The sequence below is a fragment of the Streptomyces sp. NPDC059452 genome (assembly GCF_042750035.1).
In the GTDB taxonomy this organism is placed as follows: Bacteria; Actinomycetota; Actinomycetes; order Streptomycetales; family Streptomycetaceae; genus Streptomyces.
In genome coordinates, this window is the sequence record NZ_JBHYVE010000052.1 from 21,766 (window position 1) to 27,948 (window position 6,183).

Annotated in this window: 5 protein-coding genes; 3 read left to right on the forward strand and 2 right to left on the reverse strand. The window is 71.1% G+C overall.

Translation table 11 applies throughout. The annotated features are described in order from the left end of the window. Positions 1–9: 9 nt before the first annotated feature. Together fabI and fabG are read right to left on the reverse strand one after the other, a co-directional pair. Positions 10–777, reverse strand: coding sequence for an enoyl-ACP reductase FabI (fabI, locus tag ACFW9Z_RS35545; protein ID WP_006123573.1), 768 nt, complete (start codon positions 775–777; stop codon positions 10–12). Positions 778–782: 5 nt separating this feature from the next. Next, the gene (gene fabG / locus ACFW9Z_RS35550; protein WP_384647754.1) at positions 783–1,502 is read right to left on the reverse strand and encodes a 3-oxoacyl-[acyl-carrier-protein] reductase; all 720 of its coding nucleotides are present in this window, start codon (positions 1,500–1,502) and stop codon (positions 783–785) included. Between the two features lie 238 nt (positions 1,503–1,740). On the opposite strand from fabG, the gene ACFW9Z_RS35555 reads away from it, so the two are divergent. Genes ACFW9Z_RS35555 through tyrS form a run of 3 tightly spaced genes read left to right on the forward strand, consistent with a single transcriptional unit; the run spans position 1,741 to position 5,979 of the window. Further along, on the forward strand, positions 1,741–3,264 hold the full coding sequence (locus ACFW9Z_RS35555) for a TldD/PmbA family protein (protein ID WP_384647756.1): 1,524 nt from the start codon (positions 1,741–1,743) through the stop codon (positions 3,262–3,264). Beyond that, complete coding sequence (locus ACFW9Z_RS35560; RefSeq protein ID WP_384647758.1) at positions 3,261–4,655, forward strand: metallopeptidase TldD-related protein; 1,395 nt, start codon at positions 3,261–3,263, stop codon at positions 4,653–4,655. Before ACFW9Z_RS35555 ends, ACFW9Z_RS35560 begins: the two co-directional genes overlap by 4 nt. Positions 4,656–4,707: 52 nt before the next feature. Then, on the forward strand, positions 4,708–5,979 hold the full coding sequence (gene tyrS, locus ACFW9Z_RS35565) for a tyrosine--tRNA ligase (RefSeq protein ID WP_384647760.1): 1,272 nt from the start codon (positions 4,708–4,710) through the stop codon (positions 5,977–5,979). Positions 5,980–6,183 lie beyond the last annotated feature (204 nt).

Genomic DNA, 6,183 nt, shown 5'->3' on the forward strand with positions numbered 1-6,183 from the left:
GTACGCGGGTCAGGCGCCCATCATGTGCACGCCGCTGTCGACGTGGATGATCTCGCCCGTCGTACGCGGGAAGAAGTCGGAGAGCAGGGCGACGATGCTGCGGCCGGCCGGCTCCGGGTCGTTCATGTCCCAGGCCAGCGGAGCGCGGGTGTTCCAGACGTCGGCCAGCTCCTCGAAGCCCGGGATGGACTTGGCGGCCATGGAGCGGAGCGGTCCGGCGGAGATCAGGTTGCAGCGCAGCCCGTCCTTGCCCAGGTCACGGGCGAGGTAGCGGGAGGTGGCCTCCAGCGCGGCCTTGGCCGGGCCCATCCAGTCGTACTGCGGCCAGGCGTACTGGGCGTCGAAGGTGAGGCCGACGATCGAGCCGCCCTCGCTCATCAGCGGCTTGCAGGCCATGGCCAGCGACTTCAGCGAGAACGCCGAGACGTGCATCGCGGTGGCGACGGACTCGAACGGCGTGTTGAGGAAGTTGCCGCCGAGCGCGTCCTGCGGCGCGAAGCCGATGGAGTGGACGACGCCGTCCAGCGAGCCGAGCTCCTCGCGCACCAGGCCTGCCAGCCGGTCCAGATGCTCCTGGTTGGTCACGTCCAGCTCGATGACCTTGGCCGGCTTCGGCAGCTTCTTGGCGATGCGCTCGGTCAGGGTGGGACGGGGGAAGGCCGTGAGGATGACCTCGGCACCCTGCTCCTGGGCCACCTTCGCGGCGTGGAACGCGATGGACGACTCCATCAGCACCCCGGTGATGAGGATGCGCTTGCCGTCGAGAATTCCGCTCATGGTGATCAGTGACCCATGCCCAATCCGCCGTCAACGGGGATGACGGCTCCAGTGATGTACGACGCGTCGTCGGAGGTGAGGAAGCGCACGGTGGCGGCGATCTCCTCGGGCCGCGCGTAGCGGCCCAGCGGCACCTTGGACACGATGCTCTCGCGCTGCTCCTCGGTGAGCGCCTGGGTCATGTCGGTGTCGACAAAACCGGGGGCGACGACGTTGAAGGTGATGTTCCGCGAGCCCAGCTCACGGGCCAGCGACCGGGCGAACCCGACCAGACCGGCCTTGGAGGCGGCGTAGTTCGCCTGGCCCGCCGAGCCGAGGAGGCCGACGACGGAGGAGATCAGGACGACGCGGCCCTTCTTGGCGCGCAGCATGCCGCGGTTGGCGCGCCTGACGACCCGGAAGGCGCCGTTGAGGTTGGTGTCGACGACGGAGGTGAAGTCCTCCTCGGACATCCGCATCAGCAACTGGTCCTTGGTGATACCGGCGTTGGCGACCAGCACCTCCACGGGACCGTGCTTCTCTTCGATCTCCTTGTAGGCCTGCTCCACCTGCTCGGCGTCGGTGATGTCGCAGCGGACCGCGAGGACACCCGCCTCGGTGAGGGCCCGGGGCGGCTCGCCGGAGCGGTAGGTGATCGCGACCTGGTCGCCGTTGTCGGCGAAGGCGCGGGCGATGGCGAGGCCGATGCCCCGGTTTCCTCCGGTGACGAGAACCGAGCGGCTCAACGGATCACTCTTTCCTTGGCGGTGTGGTGCGTGGTGCCTGGCAGTCTGGTACGTCGAAAACCTATCGGTACCGTGCTCGGATCGGAGAATCGAGCCCTGACAGTGGCTTGTCCGGGGTGCTGTTGGGTTCCTACAGTCCGCGCCGGTGCGTGTCGGGCACAGGTGTCCGTGTTATCCCCCGGTGCCCGCACCCTCCGGCGTGGTTCACTGCCGTCGTGTATCGAGAAGGGAACTCCCTGTGCCCCACGAGGTAGATCAGTCATTCCTGGCCCTGCCGTCGCGCGCGCTGGCCGACGCGGCGCTCGCGCGGGCGCGGGCGTTGGGCGCCACGCACGCCGACTTCCGGCTGGAGCGGGTGCGCAGTGCCTCCTGGCGGCTGCGGGACGCGCGGCCCGCCGGTGCTTCGGACAGTACGGACCTGGGGTACGCGGTGCGGGTGGTGCACGGCGGGTCCTGGGGGTTCGCGTCGGGCGTCGACCTGACGATGGACGCGGCCGCGAAGGTGGCCTCGCAGGCCGTGGCGATGGCCAAGCTGTCGGCGAAGGTGATCGCGGCGGCGGGGTCCGACGAGCGGGTGGAGCTGGCGGACGAGCCGGTGCACGGCGAGCGGACCTGGGTCTCGGCGTACGACGTCGACCCCTTCTCCGTACCGGACGAGGAGAAGGCGGCGCTGCTCGCCGAGTGGAGCGGGCGGCTGCTGCGCGCGGACGGGGTGGCGCATGTGGACGCCTCCCTGATGGCCGTTCACGAGAACAAGTTCTACGCGGACACGGCGGGCACGGTCACCACCCAGCAGCGGGTGCGCATCCAGCCGCAGTTCACGGCCGTGGCGGTGGACGGCGCGACCGGTGAGTTCGACTCGATGCGCACGATCGCACCGCCGGCCGGGCGCGGCTGGGAGTATCTGACCGGCACCGGCTGGGACTGGGACGCCGAGCTGGAGCAGATCCCCGGGCTGCTCGCGGAGAAGATGCGGGCGCCGAGCGTCGAGGCGGGGACGTACGACCTGGTCGTCGACCCCTCCAACCTCTGGCTGACCATCCACGAGTCGATCGGCCACGCCACCGAGCTGGACCGGGCGCTCGGTTACGAGGCGGCGTACGCGGGCACGTCGTTCGCCACCTTCGACCAGCTGGGCAAGTTGACGTACGGCTCCCCGATCATGAACGTGACCGGAGACCGCACCGCCGAACACGGCCTCGCGACCATCGGGTACGACGACGAGGGCGTCGAGGCGCAGTCCTGGGACCTGGTCAAGGACGGCACCCTCGTCGGCTACCAGCTGGACCGCCGGATCGCCAAGCTCACGGGGCTCGGCCGCTCCAACGGCTGCGCGTTCGCGGACTCCCCGGGCCACGTTCCCGTACAGCGCATGGCGAACGTGTCGTTGCAGCCGGACCCGGGCGGGCTGTCGACGGAGGACCTGATCGGCGGGGTCGAGCGCGGGATCTACGTGGTCGGCGACCGGTCCTGGTCGATCGACATGCAGCGCTACAACTTCCAGTTCACCGGGCAGCGGTTCTTCCGGATCGAGAACGGCAGGCTGGCCGGGCAGCTGCGCGATGTGGCGTACCAGGCGACGACGACGGACTTCTGGGGCTCGATGGAGAAGGTCGGCGGCCCCCAGACGTACGTCCTGGGCGGCGCGTTCAACTGCGGCAAGGCCCAGCCGGGCCAGGTCGCGGCGGTCTCCCACGGCTGCCCCTCCGCCCTCTTCCGGGGCGTCAACATCCTCAACACGACGCAGGAGGCCGGACGATGAGCCGCGTCAGCAAGCCGTACGAGATCGTCGAGCGGGCCCTGGAGCTGTCCACCACGGACGGTCTGGTGGTCATCGCCGACGAGCACTCCTCCGCCAATCTGCGCTGGGCGGGCAACGCGCTCACCACCAACGGGGTGACCCGGGGGCGGACGCTCACCGTCATCGCGACCGTGGACGGGGCCGAAGGCGCGGCGTCCGGTGTCGTGTCCCGGTCCGCCGTGACGACGGACGACCTGGAGCCGCTGGTACGGGCCGCCGAGGCCGCCGCCCGGGGTGCCGGTCCCGCCGAGGACGCACAGCCGCTGGTGAGCGGGGTGCCCTCATCGCCCGACTTCACGGACGCGCCCGCCGAGACGGGTTCCGAGGTCTTCGCGGACTTCGCCCCGGCGCTCGGTGACGCCTTCGCGCGGGCCCGCTCCGGCGGCCGTGAGCTGTACGGGTTCGCCAACCACGAACTGACCTCCACCTACCTGGGTACGTCGACGGGGCTGCGGCTGCGCCACGACCAGCCGACCGGGACGCTGGAGCTGAACGCCAAGTCCCCGGACCGGACCCGTTCCGCGTGGGCGGGCCGGGCGACGCGGGACTTCAAGGACGTCGACCCGGCGGCCCTGGACGCGGAGCTGGCGCAGCGGCTGCGGTGGGCGGAGCGGCGGATCGAGCTGCCCGCCGGGCGGTACGAGACGCTGCTGCCGCCGACCGCCGTCGCGGACCTGCTGATCTACCAGCTCTGGTCGTCCACCGCACGGGACGCGGTCGAGGGACGGACGGTGTTCTCCAAGCCGGGCGGCGGCACGCGGCTCGGCGAGACGCTGGCGCCGCTCCCCCTCACCCTGCGCAGCGACCCGCACGCGCCCGGTCTGGAGTCCGCGCCCTTCGTGATCGCCCACTCCTCCGGCGACAGCGGGTCCGTCTTCGACAACGGGCTGCCGCTCACGCCGACGGACTGGGTGCGGGAGGGGAAGCTGGAGCGGCTGACGACGACCCGGCACACCGCGGGCCTCACCGGGCTGCCGGTCGCCCCGGCCATCGACAACCTGGTGCTGGACGGGGGCGGTGAGCGGTCGCTGGAGGAGATGGTGGCCGCGACGACCGGGCGGGCGCTGCTGCTGACCTGCCTCTGGTACATCCGGGAGGTGGACCCGGCGACGCTGCTGCTGACCGGGCTGACCCGGGACGGCGTCTATCTGGTGGAGGACGGCGAGGTGGTCGGCGAGGTGAACAACTTCCGGTTCAACGAGTCGCCGGTGGACCTGCTGTCGCGGGCGTCGGAGGCGGGGCGTACGGAGAAGACGCTGCCGCGCGAGTGGGGCGACTGGTTCACCCGGGCCGCGATGCCCGCGCTGCGCGTCCCCGACTTCAACATGAGCTCGGTCAGCCAGGGGGTGTGACCCGCCTAGACTGACCCGTACATCCCTACGTAACGCAAGGAGCACCGGAACCGTGACGGACATCGTCGACGAGCTGAAGTGGCGCGGGCTGTTCGCCCAGTCCACTGACGAGGACGCATTGCGCAAGGCTCTCGCGGACGGTCCCGTCACCTTCTATTGCGGCTTCGACCCGACGGCGGCGAGCCTGCACGTGGGGCACCTCGTGCAGGTCCTCACCGTGCGCCGACTCCAGCTGGCGGGGCACCGTCCGCTCGCCCTGGTCGGCGGGGCCACCGGTCAGATCGGTGACCCGCGCCCGACCGCCGAGCGCACGCTGAACGACCCGGAGACGGTCGCGGCCTGGGTGCAGCGGCTGCGGGAGCAGATCGAGCCCTTCCTCACCTTCGAGGGCCCGAACGCGGCGACGATGGTCAACAACCTGGACTGGACCGCGGGGATGTCCGCGATCGAGTTCCTGCGGGACATCGGCAAGCACTTCCGGGTCAACAAGATGCTGACCAAGGACTCGGTCGCGCGCCGGCTGGAGTCGCAGGAGGGCATCAGCTACACGGAGTTCAGCTACCAGCTGCTCCAGGGGATGGACTTCCTGGAGCTGTACCGCCGCTACGGCTGTGTCCTCCAGCAGGGCGGCAGCGACCAGTGGGGCAACCTCACCGCGGGCATCGACCTGATCCACCGGCTGGAGCCGGGTGCCACCGTGCACGCGCTGGCGACGCCGCTGATGGTGAAGGCGGACGGGACCAAGTTCGGCAAGTCCGAGAGCGGTGCCGTCTGGCTGGACCCGGAGATGACCACGCCGTACGCGTTCTACCAGTTCTGGCTGAACGTGGACGACCGGGACATCTCCCGCTACCTGCGCATCCTCAGCTTCAAGAGCCGTGCGGAGCTGGAGGAGCTGGAGAAGCTGACCGAGGAGCGGCCGCAGGCCCGTTCGGCACAGCGGGCGCTGGCCGAGGAGCTGACCACGCTGGTGCACGGGGGGGAGCAGTGCGCCGCCGTCATCGCCGCGTCGAAGGCGCTGTTCGGCCAGGGCGATCTGGCCGAGCTGGACGAGGCGACGCTGAGCGCGGCCCTCTCCGAGGTGCCGCACGCCCGAGTCGCCGAGCTGGCTCCGCTGGTGGACCTGCTGGTCGAGGTCGGTCTCGCACCGAGCAAGTCGGGGGCCCGCCGTACGGTCAAGGAGGGCGGCGCGTACGTGAACAACGTGAAGGTCGCCGACGGCGAGGCCGCGCCGGACGCCGGGGAGCTGCTGCACGGGCGCTGGCTGGTGCTGCGCCGGGGCAAGAAGAACCTGGCGGCCGTGGAGGTCGTCCCGGCGGGCTGACCCCCGGGCCGTCCCGGCGGGCCGGTCCACGGGCCGCCGCATCACACTGCCGACCAGCCGTACCGCTGAACACAGCGCCGCGGGGGGGGGGCCCCGCGAGCACCAGCCGCCGCCCCCCGCCCCGGCCGCCCGCCCGCCGCGGGGGCTGGTGGCCGAGCCCACGAGGCCCGCGGGGCACCCCGGACACCACCACCCAACCCCCAC